The following is a 23,900-nucleotide window of genomic DNA, read 5'->3' as shown; positions in this document are numbered from 1 at the left end:
GGATCAACCCCTCAGCAAACAGGTCCGGGAATCGGAGGAATTCGCAGATCACCCCACCTTCACGGAAGGTGAATCAGCAGGTCAAGACAACTTGGTACGGGGGCGGGGAAAGCCTCTTGAGGGCTTGCGGTGTCCCGCCGGCGGGACATTCGGGCGAGGGCTTCCGGCGGGACGTTCCCCGGGGTGGCACTTTTCCGCGAGGGCGCGGCGGCGCCCGTGACCGGGTCGGATCGCCCGGCCGTCAGCGTGCGCCGGGCTTGGCCAGCGAGGAGACGATGTGCCGGGCGATCAGCCGCGGGGAGGGGTGGCGCAGCACCACGTTCGGCCGCAGTTTCAGGCCGGTGGAGGCGGTGAGGCGTTTGCTCAGGTCCGCCGACAGCATCGAGTCGAAGCCGATCTTCGTGAACTCGCCGTCGGGGTCGATGGATTCGGTGGAGGGGTGGCCGAGGACGACGGCGACCCGTTCGAGGACATGGTCGAGGACGAGGGCCTGGGCGTCGTCGGGGACGAGCGTCACGAGCCGCTGCGGCAGCGGGACTTGCTGGTCGTCGGCCGCCTGCGGCGCCTCTGTAGGGGATGCTTGTGCGGTCACGGCGGCGGTGGGTGCGGAGCTGAGCCAGTACCGCTGGCGCTGGAAGGCGTAGGTCGGCAGATCGACCTGCCGGCGGGTGGTGAACAGGGCGGACCAGTCGACGTTTCCGCCGCGTACGTGGAGCGCGGCCAGTGAGCCGAGGACGGCCTCCACCTCGCCCCGGCCGCGCCGCGAGGAGGACAGCACCAGCGCGTCGTCCAGGTCCTCGACCATCTCCTGGACGGGGACGGTCAGCACGGGGTGCGGGCTCATCTCGACGAACACCCGGAAGCCGTCCGCCGCCATCTGCCGTACGGAGGATTCGAAGCGGACCTTCTCGCGCAGGTTGTTGTACCAATAGTCGGCGTCCAGCCGGGCGGTGTCGATGATTTCGCCGTACAGGGTCGAGTAGAAAGGCAGTTCCGACGTTTTCGGGTTCACGTCGGACAGTGCGCGGATCACCTCGTCCCGTACCCGGGTCACCTGATGCGAATGCGAGGCGTAGTCGACCTTGATGCGCTGGGCCTGGCAGCCGTCGGCTTTCATCTTCTCGATGAATTCGTCGAGCGCGTCGGGTTCTCCGGACACCACGACCGCGCGGGGTCCGTTGACCACGGCGATGCCGATCCGGTCGCTCCACGGTGCCAGGTGCTGCTGCACCACCGTTTCGGACTCGGCGACGAAGGCCATGCCGCCGTGTCCGATCAGTTCCACCAGGGCCTTGCTGCGCAGTGCCACGATCTTGGTGGCGTCCCGCAGGGTCAGGGCGCCGCACACATGGGCGGCGGCGATCTCGCCCTGGCTGTGGCCCACCACCGCGGAGGGCTTCACGCCCCAGGACCGCCACAGGGCGGCCATGGACACCATCACCGAGAACAGCGCGGGCTGCACCACGTCCACCCGGTCCAGGCCCGGCGCGCCGGGGACACCGCGGATGACGTCGAGCAGTGACCAGTCGGTCCATTCGGCCAGGGCGTCGGCGCAGGCGTCCAGGCTTCGCGCGAAGACCGGGAAGGCGGCGTACAGTTCGCGGCCCATGCCGACCCACTGGGAGCCCTGTCCGGGGAACATGAAGGCGACGTCGCCGAGGTCGCCCGCCGTGCCGCCGACCACCGCGGCGGACTCCGTGCCCTCGCTCAACGCCCCGAGCGCGTCGAGGAGTTCGTCCTTGGTGCGGCCCAGTACGACCGCGCGGTGCTCGAACCGTGAGCGGTGCGCGAGCAGTGACCAGCCGGCTCCGGCGAGGTCCGGGCGGGTGTCGGCGGCGGCGAAGTCGCGCAGCCTGGCCGCCTGCTGCCTGAGGGCCTTGGCCGTCTTGCCCGACACCGTCCACGGGATGAGGCCGCCGACGACGCCCGCGTCCGTACCGCGCTCGTCGTGCTGCTCCGGCTCCTGGCCCTGGTCCGGGTTCTGGTCCTGGGTCTGGGTCTGGGTCTGGGTCTGGGTCTGGGGCGGGGCCTCTTCGAGGACGATGTGGGCGTTGGTGCCGCTGACGCCGAACGAGGACACCCCGGCCCGCCGCGGGCCGTCCGTCTTCGTCCACGCGCGCCCCTCGGCGAGGATCTTCACCGCGCCGGCGGACCAGTCCACGTGGTGCGAGGGCTCGGTCACGTGCAGGGTCTTGGGCAGGTGGCCGTGGCGCAGGGCCATCACGGTCTTGATGACCCCGCCGACCCCGGCGGCGGCCTGGGCGTGTCCGAGGTTCGACTTCAGGGAGCCCAGCCACAGCGGCCTCTCCTGGTCGCGGCCCCGGCCGTAGGTGGCCAGCAGCGCGCCGGCCTCGATGGGGTCGCCGAGCACGGTTCCGGTGCCGTGGGCCTCGACGAGGTCGACCTCGCCCGGGGTGACGCCCGCGTTGGCCAGGGCCTTGCGCATCACCTTCTCCTGGGCGCGGCCGTTGGGGGCGGTCAGGCCGTTGCTGGCACCGTCCTGGTTGACCGCGCTGCCGCGCACGAGGGCCAGCACCGGGTGGTTGTTGCGGCGGGCGTCGGACAGCCGCTCCAGGAGCAGCACGCCCACGCCCTCGGCCCAGCCGGTGCCGTCGGCGCCGTCCGCGAAGGCCTTGCAGCGGCCGTCGGGCGAGAGGGCGGCCTGCCGGGAGAACTCCACGAACATCGCGGGTGTCGCCATCACCAGCGCCCCGCCCGCCAGTGCCAGTGAGCACTCCCCCGAGCGCAGGGACTGCACCGCCAGGTGGAGGGCCACCAGCGACGACGAGCACGCCGTGTCCACCGACACCGCGGGCCCGGTCAGGCCGAGTTCGTAGGCCACGCGGCCGGAGGCGACGCTCAGGGCGCTGCCGTACAGCAGGTAGCCCTCCAGGTCCTTCTGGCCGCCTTCCAGGAAGCGCCAGCCGTACTCGGAGGAGCTGACCCCGGAGAAGACGCCGACCTCGGAGCCGCGGACGTCGGCGGGGACGATGCCGGCGCGTTCGAAGGCCTCCCAGGAGGTCTCCAGCAGCAGGCGGTGGTGCGGGTCGACCGCCAGGGCCTCGCGCGGGCTGGTGCCGAAGAAGTCGGCGTCCCAGCCGGCGACGTCGTCCAGGAAGCCGCCCTGGTCGGTGTAGGCGTGGCCGGTGGCGTCGCGGTCCGGGTCGTACACGTCGCGCCACCCGCGGTCCTTGGGGAAGTCGCCGATGACGTCGCGGCCCTCGCGGACCACGTCCCACAGTTCCTCGGGGCTCGTCACGCCTCCCGGGTAGCGGCAGGCCATGGCCACCACGGCGATGGGTTCGCCGCGGCCGGACTTGAGGGCGTCGTTCTCCTGCCGGAGCCGGTCGCGTTCCTCCAGGAGCGTGCGCAGCGCCCGCTGGACCCGGTCCGCGCCGTCCGCCGTGCGTTCCGCGGGGTTGGTCATCAGGTCGTCCCTTCGGGGATACTCCGGCCTTCAGGCCGGAAAAACAGAGCACCTGCGGAGCAGGGCAGGAGGATGCGCATCGCCGTCACGGCGATCCGGCAGTTACAGACCAGTGGCCGACGGCCGTCACCCACACGGAAATTGTTAGTGTGTGGGGTGTGACGCAGCAGGTCCGGCGGGCTTTCAAGTACCGCTTCTACCCCACGCACGAGCAGGCGGCTGAGCTGTCGCGCACGTTGGGTTGCGTCCGCCTGGTGTACAACCGGGCGTTGGAGGAGCGCACACGGGCCTGGAACATCGAGCAGCGCCGGATCTCCTTCACGCAGTCGTCCGCGGCGCTGACGCAGTGGCAGAAGACCGAGGAGCTGGCCTTCCTGGCTGAGGTGTCCGCTGTCCCGCTCCAGCAAACGCTGAGACATCTGCAGACGGCGTTCAACAACTTCTTTGCCAAGCGGACCGGGTACCCGCGCTACAAGTCGCGGAAGAAGTCCCGTGCCTCGGCCTCGTACACCCGCACCGCTTTCACCTGGCGCGAGGGAAAACTGACGCTGGCCAAGACGGCCGGTCCGCTGGACATCCGCTGGTCGCGCCCTCTGCCGCCAGCGGCAGAGCCGACCACGGTGACCGTCTCCCGGGACAGCGCGGGCCGCTGGTTCGTCTCCCTGCTGTGCGAGGACACTGTCGCGCCGGTCCTCGCCACGACGGCGGCTGTCGGTGTCGACGCGGGGATCTCCTCCCTGGTGACCCTGTCCACCGGGGAGAAGGTCACCAACCCCAGACACGAGCGGTGCGACCGCGCCCGACTGGCCCGTACGCAGCGGGATCTGTCGCGCAAGGTCAAGGACTCGAACAATCGGGCCAAGGCCCGCGTGAAGGTCGCCCGCGTCCACGCCCGGATCGCCGACCGGCGCCGGGACTTCCTGCACAAGCTGTCGACTCGTCTCGTCCGTGAGAACCAAACGGTCGTGATCGAGGACCTCGCCGTCCGCAACCTGCTGAAGAACGGCCGCCTCGCGCGCGCCATTTCGGATGCGTCGTGGACGGAACTCCGCTCGATGCTGGAGTACAAGTGCGCCTGGTACGGGCGCGAACTCGTGGTGATCGGCCGCTGGTTCCCATCGAGCAGGCTGTGCGGAAACTGCGGCACGATCCGCGGGAAGCTGCCGCTGAACGTCCGCACGTGGACGTGCGACACGTGCGCATCCGTGCACGACCGCGACGTGAACGCGGCACGCAACCTTCTGGCCGCCGGGCTGGCGGCGTCTGCCTGTGGAGACGGTGTAAGACCTCAACGGGAATCCTCCCGGACGGGGCGGTCGTCGGTGAAGCAGGAAGCCCAGCGGGCGACCGCTGGAATCTCCCGCCTTTAGGTGGAGGACAAGGTCAATTCTCTTCCAGGGCCAGGTCGACCAGTGCTTCGAGGTCCAGGGCCGACAGTTCCTCCGGGCCGGCCGCCTCGTCGGCGGCCGGGGTAGCGGTGTCCGCCGCGGGGGTGGCGGCGCAGGCCAGGACCAGTTCGAGGAGGCCCGCGCCGCGCAGGCTGTCGATGGAGACGGTCCGCAGCACGTCGCGGATCGCCGCGTCCTGGTCCGCCGGGGCCGGTTCGGTGTCGGCTTCGGGTCGCAGCAGGTCGCCGATGTGGTCGCTCAGTTCGCGTGGTGTGGGGTAACTGAAGACGATGGTGGACGGCAGTCGAAGACCGGTGGAGGCGTTGAGGCGGTTGCAGAGTTCGACGGCGATGAGCGAGTCGGATCCGAGGCGGGTGAACGCCTCGTCGACGTCGACGCTCGCGCCGGAGGGGTATCCGAAGACGACGGCGACCTGTTCGCGGACCCATTCCAGAACGGCCGTGCGGGCCTGGGCGGCCGGCAGGCCGGCGAGCCGGGCGCCCCACGCGGCCGGGCCGCTGTCGTTGTCGGTGCTCGCCCTGGTGCGGCGCGGGCGGCCGCCCTCGACGAGGTCGCGCAGCAGCGCCGGCACCTGGTCGGTGTCCTTGGCGCGCAGGACGGAGAGGTCCAGGTGGGCCGGGACGAGGGCCGCCTTGCCGGCGGCGTGGGCGGTGTCGAACAGGGCCAGGGCCTGGGGCGTGGGCATGGCGGTGATGCCGGTGCGGCGCAGCCGGGAGAGGTCGGCGGTGTCGAGTTCGCCGGTCATGCCGCTGCTCTGTTCCCACCAGCCCCAGGCCAGTGAGGTGCCGGGCAGGCCGGAGGCTTTGCGCTGGGCGGCGAGGGCGTCCAGGAAGGCGTTGGCGGCGGCGTAGTTGGCCTGTCCCGCGGTGCCCAGTGTGCCGGCGAGGGCGGAGAACTGGATGAACGCCGACAGGTGGTGTTCGCGGGTGAGTTCGTGGAGGTTGATCGCGCCGCCGGCCTTGGCGCGCAGGACGTGGTCGATGCTCTGCGCGGTCAGTGATTCGACGGTGCCGTCCGCGAGGACGCCCGCCGCGTGCACGACGGCGGTCAGCGGGTGGCGGCCGGGCAGGGTCGTGAGCAGGTCCGCCACGGCGGCCTGGTCCCCGACGTCGACGGCGGCGACCTGGACGGCCGCTCCCGCGGCCTCGAGTTCGGCGACCAGGCCGGCGGCGCCGTCGGCGGCGGGGCCGCTGCGGCTGGCCAGCAGCAGGCTGCGGACGCCGTGTTCGGTGACGAGGTGGCGGGCCAGGAGCGAGCCCACTCCCCCGGTGCCGCCGGTGACCAGGACGGTGCCGCCGCCGAGGCCGTCGCCGACGTCCAGGACCAGTTTGCCGATGTGGCGGCCCTGGCTCATCTCGCGGAACACCGCGCGCGCGTCGCGGATGTCGCGCAGGGAGAGGGGGGTCAGCCGCACGCTGCCGTCGGCGAACAGGTCCATGACGGAGCGGAACGTCTCCTGGAGGGCGTCGGGGCCCGCCTCGTAGAGGTCGAAGGGCCGGTAGTCGACTCCGGGGTGGGCGGCCGCGATCCGGTGCGGGTCGCGGATGTCGGTCTTGCCCATCTCGACGAAGTGCCCGCCCCGCGGGAGCAGGGTCAGTGAGGCGTCGACGAAGGTGTGCGTGAGGGAGTTGAGGACGACGTCGACGCCGCGGCCGTCGGAGGTGCGGCGGAACTTCTCGGCGAAGGCCAGGTCGCGGGAGGACGCCAGGTGTGCCTCGTCGATTCCGAGGGCCTTGAGGGCGGGCCATTTGGCGGGGCTGGCGGTGGCGTAGATCTCGGCGCCCGCGTGGCGGGCCAGTTGGACGGCGGCCATGCCGACGCCGCCGGCCGCGGCGTGGATGAGGACGCGCTGGCCCTTTCGGAGGTTCGCGACCTCGAAGAGGCCGTGGTAGGCGGTGAGGAAGGTGCACGGCATGGATGCCGCCTGGGCGTGGCTCCAGCCGTCGGGGACGGCCACGAGCATGCGGTGGTCGGCGACGGCGGTGCGGCCGAAGGCGCCGCTGAAGATGCCGGTGACCCGGTCGCCGGGGGTGAACGCGGTGACGTCGTCGGCGATGTCGAGGACGATGCCGGAGCCCTCGCTGCCGAGTCCGGCGTCGATGGCGGTGCGGTCCACCAGGCCCAGAGCGATGGTGACGTCGCGGAAGTTGAGGCCGGCGGCCTGTACGGCGATACGGACCTGACCGGACGTCAGGGGTGCTTCCACCTCGGGGCAGGGGACCCAGGTCAGGTTCTGCAGTGTGCCCTTGACGGGGATGCCGAGGCGGTGGGCTCCGGCCGGCGGCGCCTCGATGCGGTGGTCGGCCGGCTGGGCCGCTGCCAGCCGGGGGATGAACAACGCGCCGTCGCGCAGGGCCAGTTGGTCCTCGGTCAGGGCGAGCGCGTCCGGCAGGCGGGTCCAGGAGGTGTCCGCGTCGTCGAGGTCGATCAGCTTGAACCGGCCGGGGTGTTCGGTCTGGGCGGAGCGGATCAGGCCCCACACGGACGCGCCGGGCAGGCTCTCGACGCGCTCGCCCTGGCCGGTGTCGACGGCCAGGCGGGTGAGGACCACCAGGGTGGAGGCGGCGAGGGCTTCTTCGGCGAGGAAGCGCTGGACCTGCTCCAGGACCCGCTTGCCGGCGTCGGCGACGGTGTCGAGCAGGCCGGCACCGGTCGTGGCGTCGTCGTCCGGGCACAAAACGATGTGGGCGGGTGCCTGCCCCGTGAGGACCTCGTCCATCGACGTGTGGTGCACGGCGGGGCTGTCGTGCGCGGCGGTGAGCCGGGCGGACAGGCCGCCGGGGGTGCCGAGGACGGCGAGGTGCCCGGGGTGGGTCTGCCGCCCGGTCTCCTTCACGGGGCGCCACCGCAGTTCGTACAGCGGCTGCTGCCGGCCGTGTGCGGAGTGGACCTGCTCGGCGCTTGCGGGGCGGAAGGCGAGGGTGGTGACGGAGGCGATCGGGCGGCCGCTTTCGTCGGCGACCGTCAGGGACACGGCGTCCTCGCCGGCCGGGGTGAGGCGGACCCGGACGGTCGGCGGGCAGGGGCCGGTCAGGTCTACGCCGGACCAGGCGAAGGGCATGCGGCCCTGCTCGCCGGTCACCTGGATGACGCCTCCGGCGATGGAGGCGTGCAGGACGGTGTCGAGCAGGGCCGGGTGCAGGGCGAAGGCGCCGCCGGCGGTGGGGTCGGCGGTGTCGGGGAGGGTGGCGAGCGCGTGGAGGTCGTCGCCGTGCCGCCAGACCTCCCGCAGCCCGCGAAAGAGCGGGCCGTAGTCGAATCCGGCGTCCGCGAACGTGTCGTAGAGGCCGCTGATGTCGAGCTGCTTCGCCCCGGCCGGCGGCCATGCGGTGAGCGCCGGGGCGGGGGGCGGCGGGGTGCCCGGTGTCAGGCTGCCGCTCGCGTGGCGGGTCCAGGAGCCCTGGCCGGGGGTGTCGTCGCCGCTTTGTGAGTACACGTCCAGGGTGCGGCGTCCGCTGTCGTCGGCGGCGCCGAGGACGATGCGGATCCGTACGTCGCCGCTCTCGGGCAGGATCAGGGGGACGGCCAGGGTGAGTTCCTCGACCCTGGCGCAGCCGGCGTGGGCGCCGGCCGACAGGGCCAGGTCCAGGTAGGCCGTGGCGGGGACGACGGCGGCGCCGAAGACGGCGTGGTCGCCCAGCCAGCCGTGGGTGCGCAGGGACCACAGGTCGGTGAAGACCCGTTCGTCGGTGCCGGGGTGGTCCACCACGGCGCCGAGCAGGGGGTGTTCGGGGGCGGTGAGGCCGGCGGAGGTGACGTCGGTGGTCTGTGTCCCGGCGCGGAAGTCCATCCAGTAGCGCCGGTGCTGGAAGGCGTAGGTCGGCAGGTCCACCGTGCGGCGGGGGCCGAACAGGGCACGGAAGTCCACCTCGGCGCCGCTCACGTGCAGGTGGGCCAGTGCGCCGAGCAAGGCCTGGGGGGCGGTGCGGTCGCGGCGTGACGCCGGGACGACCAGGGTGTCGTGGATGCCCTCGCCGGCGAGGGCCTCCTTGGTGATGCTCGTGAGCGTCGCCCCGGGTCCCACCTCGACGAAGACGCCCGCGCCGGCGGCGCGGGCGTCCTGCACCGCGTCCCAGAAGCGGACGGGGTCGCGGACGTGGTCGACCCAGTGGCGGGCGGAGGTGAGCTCCTGGAGCGTGGCCTGACGGCCCAGCCGGGTGGAGACGACGGGGATCGTCATCTCGCCGTCGGGCAGGTCGCCGAGCGCTGCCGCGAACTCGTCGAGGACCGGGTCCATGAGCGGGGAGTGGAAGGCGTGGGCGACCGGGAGGAGCTTGGCCGAGACGCCGTCGGCGGCGAGCTGGTCGCGCAGGGCGTGGACCTGTTCGCGCAGGCCGGAGACGACGACGGACTCGGGGCCGTTGACGGCGGCGACGCCGACGCGGTCGTAGGGGCCCAGCAGGGTGCTCACGTGGGTGTGCGAGGCGCGGACGGCGAGCATGGCGCCGGGTTCGGTGACCTGTTGCATGGCGCGGCCGCGGGCGGCGACGAGCCGGGTCGCGGTGTCCAGGTCGAGGACGCCGGAGACGTGGGCGGCGGCGATCTCGCCGACGGAGTGGCCGATGAGCCGGGCGGGTGCGGGGGCGTACTGGGTGAGGAGGCGGTAGAGGCTGACCTGGAGGGTGAACAGGGCGGGCTGGGCGATGTCCGTGCGGTCGCGGCCCTCGGGCTCGTCGGCGAGCAGGACGGGCTTGAGGGGGTGGGGCAGGTGGGCGTCGAAGCGGGCGCAGATCTCGTCGAGGCTTCGCGCGAAGACGGGGTGGGTGTCGTACAACTGGCGCCCGACGCCTGCCCAGGGGGAGCCCTGGCCGGGGAACAGGTAGACGGGGCGGCCGAGTTCGCCGGGGGCCGTGCCGCGTACGAGGGCGGCGGAGTCCTTGCCCTTGATCAGTGCGTCGAGCGCGCCCAGCAGTTCGTCCCGGTCGTGGCCGAGGGCCACCGCCCGGTGTTCGAAGCGGGTGCGGCCGGCCACCAGCGTGTCGGCGGCGTCGAGGAGGTCCAGGTCGGGGTGGGCGGCGGCGAAGTCGTGCAGGCTGCGGGCCTGTGCGCGCAGTGCCTGTTCCGAGCGCGCGGACAGCGCCCAGGGCACCGGTCCGCTCTGGCAGTAGGGCTGGTGGTCCTCGTCGTCCTCGTCCTCCTCGGGCGGCGCCTGTTCGAGGATGACGTGCGCGTTGGTGCCGCTGACGCCGAACGCGGAGACGCCCGCGCGGCGGGGCCGGCCCTCCGGCGTGGTCCAGTCCCGGGTCTGGGTGAGCAGTTCCACGGCTCCGGCGGACCAGTCGATGTGGGTCGAGGGGCGGTCGACGTGCAGGGTCGGGGGCAGCAGGCCGTGCCGCATCGCCATGATCATCTTGATGATGCCGCCGACCCCGGCGGCCGCCTGGGTGTGGCCGATGTTCGACTTCAGCGACCCCAGCCACAAGGGGTCCTGGGTGTCGCGGTCCTGGCCGTAGGTGGCGAGCAGGGCGCCCGCCTCGATGGGGTCGCCGAGCGTGGTGCCGGTGCCGTGGGCCTCGACCGCGTCGATGTCGGCGCTGCCCAGGCGGGCGTTGGCCAGCGCGGCGCGGATCACGCGCTGCTGGGCGGGGCCGCTGGGCGCGGTCAGGCCGTTGGAGGCGCCGTCCTGGTTGACGGCCGTGCCGCGGATCACCGCCCAGATCCGGCGTCCGTTGCGGCGCGCGTCGGAGAGCCGTTCCAGGACGAGCATGCCGACGCCCTCGGAGAAGCCGGTGCCGTCGGCCGCGTCGGCGAACGCCTTGCAGCGGCCGTCCACCGCCAGGCCCCGCTGTTTGGACATCTCGCGGAAGACCTGCGGCATTCCCATGACGGTGACGCCGCCGGCCAGGGCCAGGGTGCATTCGCCCTGCCGCAGGGACTGCACCGCCTGGTGCACCGCGACCAGTGAGGAGGAGCAGGCGGTGTCGGTGGAGATGGCCGGGCCCTGGAGGCCCAGCGCGTAGGCGACCCGGCCGGAGGCCACGCTGAGCAGGGAGCCGGTCTGCGCGTAGCCGGCGATGGCCTCGGGGGTGGTGAAGTGGTTGCCGTAGCCGAAGTAGGCGAGTCCGGCGAACACGCCGGTGTCGCTGCCGCGCAGGGACTCGGGGTCGATGCCGGCCCGTTCCACGCACTCCCAGGACGCTTCGAGGAGCAGGCGCTGCTGCGGGTCGGCGGACAGTGCCTCGCGCGGGTTGATGCCGAAGAAGTCGGCGTCGAAGTCGCCGGCGTCGTAGAGGAATCCGCCCTTGCGGGTGTAGCAGGTGCCGGGGTGGTCGGGGTCGGGGTCGTAGAGGGTGTCCAGGTCCCAGTTGCGGTCGTCGGGGAAGTCGTCGACGGCGTCCGCGCCCTGTCGTACCAGCTCCCACAGGTCTTCGGGGGAGGCCACCGCGCCGGGGTAGCGGCAGGCGACGCCGACGACGGCGACGGGTTCGGTGGCGGCGTCGTTCAGTTCCCGCAGGCGCTTGCGTGTCTCGATCAGCTCGATCGATGTGCGCTTGAGGTAGTCGAGAACCTCGGCGTTGTTGTCGTGTGTCATCGCTTTCCCCTAGCCGAGCTCTTTGTCCAGCAGCGCGAGGAGTTCTCCCGCCGAGGCCGCACCGATCTGGTCGACGATGGCGACCGGTGACCCGTCGTCGCCCGCCATCGCACGGACTCGGCCCTGCAGTGCGCCGAGCAGAGTGGAAATCGTGGTCCGGTCCTGCTCGGCGAGGGTGCGGAAGGCGTCCTCGAGCCGGGCGCCCAGGTGCTCGATCTGGGTCACCAGGTGATCGGTCGGGGACTGCTGCGCGGCGCCGGGGTCCGGGGTGATGCGCGTGCCCAGGAACTGGGCGACGGCGGTGGGGGTCGGGTGGTCGAAGACGAGGGTGGCGGGCAGTTTCAGGCCGGTCGCCGCCGCGAGTTTGTTCCGCAGTTCCAGCGCGGTGAGCGAGTCGATGCCGAGGGTCTTGAACGTCACCGCGGGGGCGACCCGCCCGGTGTCGGCGTGCCCGAGGACGAGCGCGGTCTGCGTCCGCACCGCGTCCAGCAGGAGGGCCTGCGCCTCGTCCGCCGGCAGCGACCTCAGGCGCTGTTCGAGCGGCACGTCGGCGGCGTCCGGCCGCGCGGGTCCGCCGGGTCCCGCGGTGGTCCGGGCGAGGGTGCGCAGCAGCGGGGAGGCCGTCTGCGCGGTGCCGGCCGCCGTCAGGTCCAGCAGCGCCGGCACGAGCACCGCCTCGTCGAGGGCGAGGGCCGCGTCGAAGAGGGCGAGTCCCTCCCGCGAGGACAGCGGGCGCACGCCGCGGCGCCGCAGGCGCTCGACGTCGGCTTCGCTGATGTCGGCGCTCATGTCGCTGCGTTCGGCCCAAAAGCCCCAGCACAGTGCGCTCGCGGCCAGTCCGCGGGCGCGGCGGGCCTCGGCGAGGCCGTCGAGGAAGGCGTTGGCCGCCGCGTAGTTGGCCTGTCCGGGTGTGCCGAGCACGCCGGCGATCGAGGAGAACAGCACGAACGCGGACAGGTCCAGGTGCCCGGTCAGTTCGTGCAGGTGCCAGGCGCCGCGCGTCTTCGGTGCGAGGACCGCATCGAGGCGGTCCTCGGTCAGGGCCTCGACGACGCCGTCGTCCAGGACGCCCGCGCAGTGGATCACCGCTGTGAGCGGGTGCTCGGGCGGTACGGCGGCGATCAGTTCGGCGACGGCGTCGCGGCGGGAGACGTCGCAGGCCGCGACGTGGACGTGGGCGCCGGCCGCGGTCAGCTCCTCGCGCAGTGCCGCCGCCGCGGGGGCGGCCGGGCCGCGCCTGCTGGTCAGCACCAGCCGGCGTACTGCGTGCCGTTCGACCAGGTGCCGGGCCAGGATCGCGCCGAGGCCGCTGGTGCCGCCGGTGATGAGTACGGTGCCGGAGCCGAGCGCGGGCGCCTTCGGTGCCCGGTCGCCGGGCGCGGGCGTCTTCGGTGCCCGGTCGCGGGGTGCGGGGGCCGCGTGGGCCAGGTGGGGGGTGCTCGCGTGGCCGGCCCGGATCTTGATCTGGGCCTCGCCGGTGGCGGCGGCGGCCGGGACCAGGGCGAAGGACTCGGGCCGGCCGTCGGTGTCCACGAGTGTGAAGCGCTGCGGGTTCTCGGTCTGCGCGGTGCGTACGAAGCCCCAGATCGCGGCCGCCGCGGGATCGGGGTGGGCGACGTGGTCGTCGTGGAAGGCGTCCCGTGTCACGAGGACCAGGCGGGAGGCGGAGAACCGTTCGTCGGCCAGCCAGTCCTTCGTCCAGCGCAGCACGCGGTGCAGGCGCTGTTCGGCGGCGGCGGGGGTGTCGCCGCCGGTGTGGTCGTCCTGGTCGAGGCGGGCGATGACGAGGGGGGGTATCTCCGCGCCGGACGCGGCGAGTGCGGCGGGGCCGGCGCCGGCCGGCGTGTGCGCCTGCCGCGTTTGGGGGGCGGCTGCCAGCACCGTGCAGCGGGGCTCCGGCTGCCCGGAGGGGACGGCGAGGGGGGTCCAGTCCACCTGGAACAGCGCGTCCTGGTGGTCGAAGCTCAGCGCGGTCAGTTCCTCGGCGTCCACCGGGCGCAGGCTCAGCGAGGCGACGGAGCCGAGCGGCGTCCCGTGGCCGTCCGCGAGGGTCACGGACAGCGTGTTCTCTCCCGCCGGGGCGAGCCGCACGCGCAGGGCGGTGGGCCGGCCGGCGGCGAGGCGCAGTCCGGTGCAGTGGAAGGGCAGTCTGTTCTGGGGCCGGGAGGTGCCGGTGAAGGGGCCCAGGGCGGCCGGGAGCAGCGCGGCGGTCAGCAGCGCCGGGTGGATGCGGAAGCGGCCCTGCTCCGCGCCGTCGGCCGTCGGCGGTTCGACCTCGGCGAACAGGGTGTCGCCGTCGCGCCACACTCCGCGCGGCAGGGGCCCGAAGCCGGCGGCGGCCGGCCTCGTGTGTTCGTCGCCGAGGGGCACGGGGGTCGCGCCCGGGGGCGGCCATGCGGTGAGGCTCTCGGGGGCGGGGGCCGGTGCGGTGCCGGATCCGGCGGTCCCGGTGGCGTTGCGTGTCCAGGTGTTCTCGCCGTCGGCGCGCGAGTGCACGCCGATGGCGCCGGTGTGGTCGATGACGACGCGGATCTCGCGTTCGGCCGTGCGGGAGAGCACCAGCGGGGTGTGCAGGGTGAGTTCGTCGACGCTGTCGTGGCCCGCCCGGTGCGCGGTCCAGACGGCCAGTTCCGCGAGCGCCGCGAAGGGCACCAGGACGGCGCCGTGGACGAGGTGGTCGGCGAGCCAGGGGTGGCGCTCCAGGGACAGGCGTCCGCTGCCCGCCACTCCCCCGTGTCCCCCGCCGTCGTGGGGCAGGTCGATCACGGCGTCGAGCAGCGGGTGGTCGCAGGTGCTCGCGGCGGTGGTCTCGGCGGGGGTGTTCAGCCAGTAGCGCCGGCGCTGGAAGGCGTACGTGGGCAGCTCGGCCCCTGCGCCGTCCGCGCCGTCCGCGTCGTCGAAGGCCGCCTCCCAGGAGACCGTGAGGCCGCGGACGAAGGCTTCGGCGGCCGACTGGTGGAGCCGGGCCAGGCCGCCCTCGTCGCGGCGCAGCGAGCCCACCACGAAGCCGGTGGCGCCGGGGGTGGCGTCGAACATCTCCTGGACGGTCATCACGAGCAGCGGGTGCGGGCTGAGTTCGACGACGGCGCTGTTGGGTTCCCGCTCGACCAGGCGGCCCATGGCGGTGGCGAACTGCACCGGCCGGCGCAGGTTCTGGTACCAGTAGCCGGCGTCGAGTTCGAGGGGGTCGATGAGGTCGCCGGTGACGGTGGAGTAGATCGCCACCGGTGTGGGATTGGGAGTGATGGGGCCGAGTTCCCGTTGGAGCCGGCCGTCGAAGCGGTCCATGAGCGGGGAGTGGCCGGGGACGCTGGATTTGATCAGCCGGGCGCGGGCGCCGTCGGCCTGGCAGGCCGCGACCAGTTTCTCGACGGCTTCGCTCTCGCCGGAGACCGTCGTGGAGTTGGGGCCGTTCACGGCGGCGATGCCGATGCGGGTCTCCTGGCCCGCGAGCATCGTGTGCACGCGGTCCTCGGGCAGCAGGATGCCGGCCATGCTGCCCTGGCCGGTGACGGTGGCCAGGAGGCGGGAGCGCAGGGCGACGATCCTGGCGGCGTCCTGCAGGGTCAGGGCGCCGGCGACGTAGGCGGCGGCGATCTCGCCCTGGGAGTGGCCGATGACCACGTCCGGGCGCACCCCCAGCGAGCGCCACACCTGCGCGAGTGCCGCCATGACCGCGAAGAGCACCGGCTGGACGACGTCGATGTCCTCCAGGTCCGCCGAGTCCGGGCCGCCGCACACGGTGTCGATCAGTGACCAGGACACCCACGGCTCCAACGCCTTGGCGCAGGCGTGCAGTTCGTCGGCGAAGACCGGGGAGCTCTCCATGAGTTCGCGGCCCATCGCGATCCACTGGGCGCCCTGGCCGGGGAAGACGAAGACCGTCTTGCCGACCGGCCCGGCGGCTCCCGAGACCGCGCCGGCGGGCTCTTCCCCCGCGGCGACGGCGGCGAGGCGGGCGAGGAGTTCGTCGCGGCCGGCGCCGATGACGACCTGGCGGTGGTCGAACAGCGACCGGGTCGTCGCCAGCGCCCGTCCCACGCCCGCGGCCGTCGCGCCGGCGTTCGCGGCGACGCTGTCGCCGAGGCGTGCCGCCTGCGCGCGCAGCGCCTGCCGGGAGCGTGCCGACAGCACCCACGGCAGCGCCTGGGGCGCGCCGGTGGCGGGCCGCGCGTCGTCACCGGCCGAAGTCCGGTCGGGCCCGGTTTCGGCGGGGGCCTGTTCGAGGATCAGGTGGGCGTTGGTGCCGCTGATGCCGAAGGACGACACGCCGGCGCGCCGGGGCCGGTCCTCGGGCGTGGTCCATTGCCGTGCCTCGGTCAGCAGTTCCACCGCGCCCGTCGACCAGTCGACGTGGGCCGAGGGGCGGTCGACGTGCAGGGTGCGGGGCAGGACGCCGTGCCGCATCGCCATGATCATCTTGATGGTGCCGCCGACACCGGCGGCCGCCTGGGTGTGGCCGATGTTCGACTTCAGCGACCCCAGCCACAACGGGTCCTGGGCGTCGCGGTCCTGGCCGTAGGTGGCCAGCAGGGCTTCCGCCTCCATGGGGTCGCCGAGCCGGGTGCCGGTGCCGTGCGCCTCCACCGCGTCCACGTCGCCGCACGACAGTCCGGCGTCGGCCAGGGCCGCACGGATGACCCGCCGCTGGGCCAGGGTGTTCGGGGCGGTCAGGCCGTTGGACGCGCCGTCCTGGTTGACGGCCGAGCCGCGGATCACCGCCCAGATCCGGCGTCCGTTGCGGCGCGCGTCGGAGAGCCGCTCCAGGACCAGGACGCCCGCGCCCTCGGAGAAGCCGGTGCCGTCGGCCGCGTCGGCGAACGCCTTGCACCGGCCGTCCGCCGACAGGCCGCGCTGGCGGGCGAGTTCCACGAACATCCCCGGGGTCGGCAGGGTCGAGACCCCGCCGGCCAGCGCCAGCGTGGACTCACCGGAGCGCAGGGACCGTACGGCCTGGTGGATGGCGACGAGCGAGGCGGAGCAGGCGGTGTCGGTGGAGATGGCCGGGCCCTGGAGGCCCAGTACGTAGGCCACGCGGCCCGAGGCCACGCTGAGGTAGGTGCCGGTGATCTGGAAGCCCTCCACCTCGCCGGCCGCGCCGGCGCCGATCCTGGGGCCGTAGTCGACGCCGTACAGGCCGGTGAACACGCCGGTCGCCGAACCCCGCAGCGCCACCGGGTCGATGCCCGCCCGCTCCAGGGCCTCCCACGAGGTCTCCAGCATCAGCCGCTGCTGCGGGTCCATCGCCAGCGCCTCGCGCGGGCTGATGCCGAAGAACTCCGCGTCGAAGTCGGCGAGTGCGGGCAGGAATCCGCCGGTGCGGGTGTACGTCCTGCCGTGCGCCTCGGGGTCGGGGTCGTAGAGGGCCTCCAGGTCCCAGCCGCGGTCCTGGGGGAAGTCGCCCATGGCGTCCACCTCGCCGGAGACGACTCCCCACAGCTGTTCGGGGGAGGTCACCCCGCCCGGGAAGCGACATCCCACGCCCACCACGGCGATGGGCTCGCGCGCGGACTCCTCCAGCTCGCGCACCCGCTCGCGCAGTTCCTGCGCGTCACCGACCGCACGTCGCAAGTAGGAGCGGAGCTTGTCGACTTCCTCCACCAGGGGCCTCCCTCAACGGTTGCTTAGAAGAACGGGTGCGGCTGAACGGGGTGCGGCTGAGCGCGGTGCGGCTGAACGGGGTGCGGCTACAGGTATCCGCGGTCGATCAGGGCGTAGAGATCGTCGTCGCTGCGGCCGTCCGGGGCCGTGTCCTGCGCCGGACCGGCGGCCACCGGCTCCGCGGCCTCGGGGGCCGGCGGCTCCAGGAGGGAGAAGAGGTGGTCGGCGAGCGCCTGCGGGGTGGGGTGGCTGAACGCGACGGTGGCCGGGAGCCGTACCGCGGCCGCCGCGTTGAGCCGGTTGCGCAGTTCCACCGCCGTCGAGGAGTCGAAGCCCAGGGCCTTGAACGTCTCGCCCGTCCGCGCCTGGAGATCGGCGGCCGTCAGCTCCACGCCCTTGGCGGCGAGGAGACCTGCCGTCTGCGCGCACACCAGGGCGAGGGCCGCCGCCGGCGAGTCGGGGCCCGCCGTGCGCGCGCCCGGGCCGTCCGCCGGTGCGGTGGGGGTGTCGGTGGCGTCGGGCGCGGTCAGCCAGTGACGCCGGCGCTGGAAGGGGTAGGACGGCAGGCCGATCCGGTCGCCCCGGCCGGGGGTGAACACCGTCGTCCAGTCCACCGGCACGCCGCGCACGTGCAGTTCGGCCAGCGACGCCAGGACCTTGCCCGCGCTCCCGTCGTGCCGGCTGAGGGTGCCCACCACCGGGGGCGGGGCGGCCAGCGCGTCGGCGGCCTCCTCCATCGCCACCTGGAGCACCGGGTGCGGGCTGATCTCCACGTACACGCCGCCGCGTTCGCGCATCAGGTTCTCGACGACCTCGCCGAAGCGCACCGTCGAGCGCAGGTTGTCGTACCAGTACGAGGTGTCGAGCCCGCGGGTGTCGAGGGGGGCGGCGGTGACGGTGGAGTGGAACTCCACCGCCGTCCGCAGCGGGGTGATCCCGGCGGCCGCTTCGAGGACCTGGTCACGGATGCGTTCGACGTGGTGGGAGTGGGAGGCGTACCTGACCTTGATGGGGCGGACCCGGACGCCGTCCTCGCCGGCCCGGTCGGTGAACTCCTCCAGGGCCGGGAGGTCTCCGGCGATCACCACGGAGGCCGGTCCGTTGACGGCGGCCACCGACAGCCGTCCGGGCCAGTGCTCCAGCCGCTCCTCGACCCAGGCCAGGGGCGCGGCGACCGCGTTGAGGCCGCCCAGGCCGGCCAGCGCGGCCAGCGCCTGGCTGCGCAGGGCGACGATCCGTGCCCCGTCCTCCAGGGAGAGCGCGCCGGCCGCGCAGGCGGCGGCGATCTCGCCCTGGGAGTGCCCCACCACCACGTCGGGGGCCACGCCCAGGGAGCGCCACAGGGCGGCGAGGGAGACCATCATCGCCCACAGTGCGGGCTGGACGACGGCGTCGACGGCGTCCCCCTGCTCCAGTGACGGGGCCGACTCCGCCTGGGTGACCAGGTCCAGCAGGGACCAGTCCAGCCACGGCTCCAGCGCCTTCGCGCAGGCGTCGATGGAGCGGGCGAACACCTCGGACTCGGCGTAGAGCCGGCGGCCCATGCCCAGCCACTGCGAGCCCTGGCCGGGGAAGACGAAGACGACCGGGCCCGTGGTGCCGGCGGTGCCGCGGGCGGCCCGCGGGCCGGCGGTGCCGGCCGCCACCGCCGCCAGGCCGTCGAGCGCCTCGTCGCGGTCCTCGGCCAGGACGACGGCGCGGTGTTCGAAGAGTGAGCGGGTCGCGATCAGGGAGTGCCCGATACCGGCCGCCGGCGGCGAGGGGTCGGTGCTCACCAGGTCGTGCAGCCGCGCGGCCTGCTGCCGCAGGGCCTGCTCGGAGCGGGCCGACAGTACGAAGGGCACCGTCCGGGTGGCGATCGCCGCCCTCGGCCTCCCGCCGGCGGCGGGGGGTTCGGCCCGGGGCGGGGGGGCTTGTTCGAGGACGATGTGGGCGTTGGTGCCGCCCATCCCGATCGAGGACACCCCGGCCCGGCGCGGGCGGCCGTCTTCGTCCGGCCAGGGGCGCGCGGCGCGCAGTACCTCGAAGTCGTCGTGGAAGGCGGGGACGGCGGGGTTGGGGGTGGTGAAGTTCGGGGTGGGGACCAGGTGGGCGTGTTCCACGCACAGCGCGGCCTTGACGAAGCCGACGATGCCCGCGGCCGGCTCCAGGTGGCCGACGTTGGCCTTCACCGAGCCGACGGCGAGGCGGCGGCTGCGGCCGCTTTCGCGGAACACCTCCCGCAGGCCCGACAGTTCGGCCGGGTCGCCGAGCCGGGTGCCGGTGCCGTGGGCCTCGACGTAGTCGACGTCCTCGAACGCGAGGCCCGCGCGGCGCACGGCGGACAGCACGGCCGTGGCCTGCCCGGTGGGGCTGGGGTCCGGTATCCGGGAGGAGGCGCCGCCGCTGTTCACGCCCCAGCCGCGCACCACCGCGTGGATGGGGTCGCCGTCGGCGACGGCGAGGTCGAGGCGCTTCAGGACGACGAACGCGCCGCCCTCGCCGCGGGTGAAGCCGTTGGCGCGCGCGTCGAAGGGGTAGCAGCGGCCGTCGGGTGAGAGCGCGCCCAGGTTCGCAAGGCCCGCTCCGGACTCGGGGTCGACGATCAGGTGCACGCCGCCGGCGATCGCCATGTCCACCGCGCCGCCGCGGATCCGTTCGCAGGTCAGCGCCAGCGACACCAGGGAGGAGGACTGGCCCGAGTCCGCGCACAGGCTCATGCCGCGCACGTCGAACAGGTGCGAGATCCGGTTGGCGATCAGCGCGCCGCTGGAGCCGAGCGCGGCGTAGCGGTCGTCCCGGTCGCTGCCGGACAGCTTGCGCAGCAGCTCGTAGCCGGAGGGGCCGGCGCCGACCACGACGTCGACCTCGCGGCCGGCCAGCGCGGCGGCCGGCAGCCGGGCGTCCTCGACGGCCTCCCAGGCGAGCTCCAGGCCCAGGCGCTGCACGGGGTCCATGGCGGCGGCTTCCCCGGGCGTGATGTCGAAGAAGGCGGCGTCGAAGCCGTCGACGGCCTCCAGGAAGGAGCCCGAGTCCAGGGTGGCGGCGTCGGGGTGGGACCGGTAGGCGGACCGGGCGTCGGCGGCCCGCCCCGCGGGGAACGTGCCGATGGTCGACCGCCCCTCGCGCAGCAGGTCCCAGAACTCGGCCACGCCGTGCACACCGGGGAAGCGGCACGACATCCCGATCACGGCAATATCGGTGGCTGCGCCACGCATGAGTGTTCCTTCCGGTTCCTTCGGTGTACGGCGGGCACGCGCGGCGGTACGGCGCTCACCGCCGCGGGTGAGGGCGGGGCGCTCCGGGCCGGACCCGGGGCGGGGCGTTCACAGCCAGCGGGTCAGCAGCTTCGACAGCTCGTCCGGCGCGTTCATGAAGTCGTAGTGGCCGCCGTCGACCACCCGGAACTCGACGGAGTCGGCGTACCGGCGCCAGCCCTGGAGATCGGCCAGGGTCACGTCCTCGTCGTCGCGCCAGTGCAGGACGACGATGGGGCAGTCGACCGCGGCCGGCGTCCGGCGCCGGTATTTCTTGGCGGCGGCGTGGTCGCGGGCCAGGACCATGAGGCCCAGGTCGAGCATGTCGGGGCGCGGTTCGATGCCCCGGCCGCGGACGAACGCCTCGACCTCGTCGCGCAGTTCGGACTCGGTCATGGTGAGCATCGGGTCACGTGCGGCGTCGTGCGGGGCGGGCTGGCCGGAGACGAACAGGCAGTCCGGTGTGGGCAGCCCGGCCTCGGCGAGCCTGAGCGCGGTCTCGTAGGCGGGCAGGGCGCCCGCGCAGTGCGCGAAGAACGCGAACGGCCTGTCGAGCAGCGGTGTCAGGGGTTCGACCAGGGCGTCGGCGAGGTTCTCGTAGGTGCCGTAGTGGGGGTGGCCGAGCCGGTTCTCGCGGCCGGGGAACTGCACCGGGCAGACCTCGATGTCCTCCAGCGCGGCCGGCCAGGCGCTGAAGGCGGAGGCGCCCGATCCGGAGAAGGGGAAGCAGAAGAGCCGGGCCGGGTGGTCGGTGGGCGGCCGGACGAACCACGGCGACGGGGCGATGGCGGAGCCGGTTGTCATGGCGTCTTTCGTTTCTGCGCGACGATGGGGAGGTGGGTCATCCCGGCGATGAAGTACGACCGCAGGTGCTGCGGTTCACCGGCGAGCTCGATCGGTCCGAACCGCTCCAGCAGCTCCTCGAAGAAGATCCGCAGGGTCAGCCGGGCCAGTGGTGCGCCGATGCAGAAGTGCGGTCCGAACCCGAACGCGACCTGCCGCTTGGCGTTGGGCCGGGTGATGTCGAAGGTGTGCGGGTCGGGGAAGAGGGACTCGTCCCGGTTGGCCGAGCCGATCCAGGCGACGACCGCCGCGCGGGCCGGGATCGTGCCCCCGCCGATGTGGACGTCGTCGACGGCGTAGCGCATGAAGTTGCAGGCGGCCGAGGTCCAGCGCAGCCCTTCCTCGACCAGGTTCGGGATCAGCGTCGGGTCCGCCTGCGCCTTGTCGAACTGTTCGGGCCGCTCGATGAGGGCCTGCACGGTGCCCGAGACGGTGTGCGGCGTGGTGACGTTGGCGCCCAGCAGGATGCTGTAGCCGTCGAGGGCGATCTCCTCGTCGCTCAGCGGTGCGCCGCCCGCGCTGACGCTCATGAGGTGGGCGAGCAGGGTGTCGTCCTCGCCGCCGGCCGCGCGGCGCCGCTTGACCCACTCGGTGACGTAGTTGACCAGCTCGTGGTGGGAGATGGCCAGGGTGGCGGCCTCGTGGCCGACCATGAAGTGCGGGTCCGAGGGAGCGGTCACCATCGCGGTGAGCTGGACGAGTTCCTCCCAGTCCTTGGCGGGGATGCCCAGGAGAGGGCCGGTGACCATGGCCGGCAGGAGCAGCGCCTGTTCGGCGAGGTCGAAGGGCTCGCCGTCGAGCGCCGGCTGGAGGAAGCGCCGGATCGTGCCGCGGATCGAGTCCTCCCAGGACTTCACCGCCCGGGCGGTGAGCTTGGAGCCGAGCGGCCGGCGGACCTCGGTGTGCCGGGGCGGGTCGGTGGAGGTCAGCAGCTTGCCCGCCGCGGGGTCGTCGATCCCGACGTGGGTGGGTGTCGTGCCGCGTTCGGAGGTGAACTCGCGGTGGTCGCCGAGCACGCGGCACACGTCCTCGTGGCGGGTCACCGACCAGAACTCCCGCCCGTCGGGGAGGACTTGGTGGTGCAGCGGCGCCTTCGCCCGCATCACGTCCCAGACCGGGTGCGGATCGCCCGAGGTGTACAGGTCCAGGTCGAACAGGTCGAGGGTGTCGAGGTCGACGTCGCGTGCGGGGCCGGGCGTCAGCCTCACGTCCTCGTCCTCCCCTGCTCGATCAGCTCGGCGACCCGGGTGGGGGTCTGCGCGAGGTAGAAGTCGCGCACGGAGAGCTGGACGCCGTAGTCCTTCGCCACCTGCTCGATGATTTTGATTCCGGTGAGCGAATTGCCGCCGAGCACGAAGAAGTCGTCCTCCGGGCCGACTTCACGGTCGCCGAAGTGTTTCGCCCACAGTGCCGAGACTTCCTCCACGAGCGATGCCGGCGCACCGGGAGACGCGGCTTCCTTTTCCGGCGTCCCGTTCTGTCCGCCCCGCTGGTTGATCACCTTCGGCGAAGATTCCATTTCCAGCCTTTTCCTTCCTCTGTCGGACGGGAATGCCCGTCCATGCCGCTGCCGGAAGGTCGACGCAGCGACCCGACAGACCCGAAAGTGATGGATCGCCTGTGCGGCAGGCGTGCCCGAAGTCACCGCGCTGCCACGGTAGATGGCCGGGGAAACGCCAGGCAAGAGATGACCGCGCGGACCACCGCGACGGGCGGTGCGCTGTCCTGTCGGCAGGACGGCGTGGCGCTCTTTGCGGTGCTGCCCGGAACGTATGACGGCACTCTTTCCGGTGCTGCCCGGAGCACGGGAAGGCGTCGGCCGGAACCGGCCGGGTTCGGCCAAGTCGTGTGCTGCGCCGCGTCGTTGCCTTGCCCGACGGGGAAGAATTATGGTGACGATCGGGTGGAACGCCCAGCGGTTTTTCGGGCACCTCGGACAATCATGCGCTGGAGGAGATTTCCTTGCTGAAGTCGGAACGGCTTGCGGTACTGCCCATCGATTCGTACGACCTGGGCCCGGAATTGTCCATCGTGGACGGGCACGACTACGGCGGCGAATACGACACCTTCACCTTCGGGTCCTGGTCGTCCCATGTGCTGGCCAACGGCAGCGGCGCCGAATCCGATGTCGCTTTCCGCCCCCACGAGGGCAGTCTTTCCCTGACCGAACTGGGAAAGAAGCTGCCGAACATCATGTCCCTGGTGACCGGGCACTTCCCGCTCGACCGCCTGCAGTGGGTGCGCATCTTCGCCCTGCGCGAGGGGATCATCGCCCCGCACGTGGACTTCCTGGAGTGGGCCGAGCCGGGCACGCGGCTGCAGATCCCGCTGCGCACCAGCGAGGAGTCGCTGCACTCCGAGAACGACATCCTCTACCACATCCGCCGCGGCGAGGTGTGGAAGATCCACTCGACCGACCCGCACTCCGCGCGCAGCACCTCCGGCACCGCCCGGCTCTCGCTCTGCCTCGACTTCGCGGACGCCGAGGAGCCCATCGCGATCCGCGGCACGGTCCCCGCGGCCGAGGCGATCCGTGTCGTCGAGCGCCCCGAGCCGACCGAGGCGGAGATCGAGGAACTCATCGCCTCCGCCGCCGGCCTCACCGCCGACACCATGCGGTCCGGGTTCCGCCCGTTCGCCGAGCTGCACTTCGAGCGGCACGCGCACGCCACCGCGGCGTTCGACTGGTACCTGGAGGCCGCGCGGCGCACCGGCGACGAGGACATCGCCGCCAAGGCCCAGGCGTTTCGCACGTACTGCATCGAGAAGCGGGGCGACGGCGAGGCGTTCGACTGGTGAGAACGCCGCCCGCGGCCGACGGCGGGCCGGGGCCGGGGCGACTCCCCCGGCTC

General features: G+C 73.0%; 8 protein-coding genes and 1 pseudogene. 2 read left to right on the top strand and 7 right to left on the bottom strand.

The genetic code is table 11. From position 1 onward, the window contains the following. Positions 1 to 241: 241 nt before the first annotated feature. Positions 242 to 3,427, bottom strand: a complete 3,186-nt coding sequence (locus ACFXGX_RS33575; protein WP_384798930.1) for a type I polyketide synthase — start codon at positions 3,425 to 3,427, stop codon at positions 242 to 244. Positions 3,428 to 3,585: 158 nt separating this feature from the next. Here ACFXGX_RS33575 and ACFXGX_RS33570 point away from each other — a divergent pair, with 158 nt between their 5' ends. Continuing rightward, a complete protein-coding gene (locus ACFXGX_RS33570) occupies positions 3,586 to 4,797 on the top strand; it encodes an RNA-guided endonuclease InsQ/TnpB family protein (protein ID WP_384798927.1) in 1,212 nt (403 codons plus the stop codon). Positions 4,798 to 4,810: 13 nt separating this feature from the next. Here the strand turns inward: ACFXGX_RS33570 and ACFXGX_RS33565 are convergent, their stop codons facing one another. The 6 genes and pseudogenes from ACFXGX_RS33565 to ACFXGX_RS33540 all read right to left on the bottom strand — a co-directional run bounded on the left by ACFXGX_RS33565 (position 4,811) and on the right by ACFXGX_RS33540 (position 22,567). Next, positions 4,811 to 11,368, bottom strand: coding sequence for a type I polyketide synthase (locus tag ACFXGX_RS33565; RefSeq protein ID WP_384798923.1), 6,558 nt, complete (start codon positions 11,366 to 11,368; stop codon positions 4,811 to 4,813). A gap of 9 nt (positions 11,369 to 11,377) precedes the next feature. Continuing rightward, positions 11,378 to 16,945, bottom strand: a pseudogene (locus ACFXGX_RS33560) (SDR family NAD(P)-dependent oxidoreductase); the annotation flags it as partial. A 110-nt stretch (positions 16,946 to 17,055) separates the two neighbouring features. Continuing rightward, positions 17,056 to 20,166: a type I polyketide synthase gene (locus ACFXGX_RS33555; protein WP_384798920.1), complete on the bottom strand. Its 3,111-nt coding sequence runs from the start codon at positions 20,164 to 20,166 to the stop codon at positions 17,056 to 17,058. 108 nt (positions 20,167 to 20,274) lie between these two features. Further along, positions 20,275 to 21,009, bottom strand: coding sequence for a thioesterase II family protein (locus ACFXGX_RS33550; RefSeq protein WP_384798917.1), 735 nt, complete (start codon positions 21,007 to 21,009; stop codon positions 20,275 to 20,277). Beyond that, the gene (locus ACFXGX_RS33545; protein ID WP_384798914.1) at positions 21,006 to 22,256 is read right to left on the bottom strand and encodes a cytochrome P450; all 1,251 of its coding nucleotides are present in this window, start codon (positions 22,254 to 22,256) and stop codon (positions 21,006 to 21,008) included. Before ACFXGX_RS33545 ends, ACFXGX_RS33550 begins: the two co-directional genes overlap by 4 nt. Further along, the gene (locus ACFXGX_RS33540) at positions 22,253 to 22,567 is read right to left on the bottom strand and encodes a phosphopantetheine-binding protein (RefSeq protein WP_384798911.1); all 315 of its coding nucleotides are present in this window, start codon (positions 22,565 to 22,567) and stop codon (positions 22,253 to 22,255) included. The genes ACFXGX_RS33545 and ACFXGX_RS33540 overlap by 4 nt, the downstream gene beginning before the upstream one ends. Before the next feature lie 443 nt (positions 22,568 to 23,010). Between ACFXGX_RS33540 and ACFXGX_RS33535 the strand changes: the two genes are divergently transcribed. After that, complete coding sequence (locus tag ACFXGX_RS33535) at positions 23,011 to 23,847, top strand: putative nonproteinogenic amino acid hydroxylase (RefSeq protein WP_384798908.1); 837 nt, start codon at positions 23,011 to 23,013, stop codon at positions 23,845 to 23,847. Positions 23,848 to 23,900: the final 53 nt, after the last annotated feature.

Source organism: Streptomyces sp. NPDC059371 (genome assembly GCF_042751995.1).
Lineage (GTDB): Bacteria > Actinomycetota > Actinomycetes > Streptomycetales > Streptomycetaceae > Streptomyces.
Note: the sequence above shows the minus strand (reverse complement) of the source record. Positions and strands in the feature narration are given on the sequence as shown.

Excerpts from the sequence above, each read along its gene's own strand:
- ACFXGX_RS33540 (WP_384798911.1), bottom strand. The coding sequence starts at position 22,567 with ATGGAATCTTCGCCGAAGGTGATCAACCAGCGGGGCGGACAGAACGGG.
- ACFXGX_RS33575 (WP_384798930.1), bottom strand. The coding sequence starts at position 3,427 with ATGACCAACCCCGCGGAACGCACGGCGGACGGCGCGGACCGGGTCCAG.
- ACFXGX_RS33550 (WP_384798917.1), bottom strand. The coding sequence starts at position 21,009 with ATGACAACCGGCTCCGCCATCGCCCCGTCGCCGTGGTTCGTCCGGCCG.
- ACFXGX_RS33555 (WP_384798920.1), bottom strand. The coding sequence starts at position 20,166 with ATGCGTGGCGCAGCCACCGATATTGCCGTGATCGGGATGTCGTGCCGC.
- ACFXGX_RS33565 (WP_384798923.1), bottom strand. The coding sequence starts at position 11,368 with ATGACACACGACAACAACGCCGAGGTTCTCGACTACCTCAAGCGCACA.